General features: G+C 57.4%; 1 protein-coding gene. It reads left to right on the forward strand.

Going from position 1 to position 953, the window contains the following annotated elements; genetic code table 11:
* Positions 1–951: dipeptidase (locus NCT32_RS23380; RefSeq protein WP_250477722.1), on the forward strand; the 951-nt coding region annotated here is incomplete at its 5' end.
* Positions 952–953: the final 2 nt, after the last annotated feature.

Raw genomic sequence — 953 nt, forward strand, 5'->3', positions numbered from 1 at the left:
AGCATCATCATCGACGGACTGAACATCTCGAAGTTCGAGCGCTCCGTGTTCGAGGACATGAGAAAGGGCGGCGTGACCGCCGTGAACTGCACCGTGTCGGTGTGGGAAGACTTTCAGAAGACGATCGACAACATTGCGGAGATGAAGCAGCAGATCCGCGAATACAGCGAGATTCTCACGCTCGTGCGCACGACCGACGACATCCTGCGCGCGAAGAAGGAGAACAAGACCGGCATCATCTTCGGTTTCCAGAATTCGTATGCGTTCGAGGACAACCTCGGTTATATCGAGGTGTTCAAGGAGCTCGGCGTCAACGTCGTGCAGCTTTGCTACAACACGCAGAATCTCGTGGGCACGGGCTGCTACGAGCCGGACGGCGGCTTGTCGGGTTATGGCACGGAAGTGATTCAGGAAATGAATCGCGTCGGCATCATGGTGGATCTTTCGCATGTGGGCGCCAAGACGTCATCCGATGCGATCGCCTGTTCGAAAAAGCCCGTCACGTATTCGCACTGCTGCCCGTCGGGGCTCAAGGATCACCCGCGCAACAAGACGGATGAGCAGTTGCGCGAGATCGCCGATGCGAACGGCTTCGTCGGCGTGACGATGTTCTCGCCGTTCCTCAAGAAGGGTCCGGATGCGACCGTCGAGGATTATCTCGAAGCGATCGAATACACGATCGATGTGATCGGCGAAGACAAGGTCGGCATCGGCACGGACTTCACGCAAGGCTACAGCACCGAATTCTTCGACTGGATCACGCACGACAAGGGCCGCTATCGCCGCCTGACGAACTTCGGCAAGGTCGTGAATCCGGAAGGCATTCGCACGATCGGCGAATTTCCGAACCTCACCGCCGCCATGGAAAAAGCGGGCTGGAGCGAGTCGCGCATCAAGAAAGTGATGGGCGAAAACTGGATGCGCTTCTTCGGCGAAGTCTGGAACGTCTGATC

This window comes from Caballeronia sp. INML2, from assembly GCF_023631365.1.
Taxonomy (GTDB): Bacteria; Pseudomonadota; Gammaproteobacteria; order Burkholderiales; family Burkholderiaceae; genus Caballeronia; species Caballeronia turbans.